1 protein-coding gene is annotated in these 245 nt (G+C 65.3%); it reads right to left on the minus strand.

The genetic code is table 11. The features are described from left to right. The gene (locus tag FNJ47_RS48055; protein WP_163163733.1) at window positions 1-156 is read right to left on the minus strand and encodes a response regulator; all 156 of its coding nucleotides are present in this window, start codon (window positions 154-156) and stop codon (window positions 1-3) included. Between the last annotated feature and the right edge of the window lie 89 nt (window positions 157-245).

Consider the following 245-nt stretch of genomic DNA (forward strand, 5'->3'; position numbering starts at 1 on the left):
TCACTCGCCGAGCGCCTGTTGCAGCATGCTGGCGAGCTGGGCCTTGCGATAGGGTTTTGCCAGCAGCAGCACGCCTTCATCGAGGCGGCCGTGATGCACGATCGCGTTCTCGGTATAGCCTGAGGTGCGAGCCCTTGCGAGCCTCGAAGGATGCACGGCCCCGGCTGGTGGCCGTCGACCCTTCGAGACGCGCTTCGCGCTCCTCAGGGTGACGGGGGTAGGGTCATTTTGACGCTAACCACCGC

This window comes from Bradyrhizobium uaiense, from assembly GCF_010811875.1.
In the GTDB taxonomy this organism is placed as follows: domain Bacteria; phylum Pseudomonadota; class Alphaproteobacteria; order Rhizobiales; family Xanthobacteraceae; genus Bradyrhizobium; species Bradyrhizobium uaiense.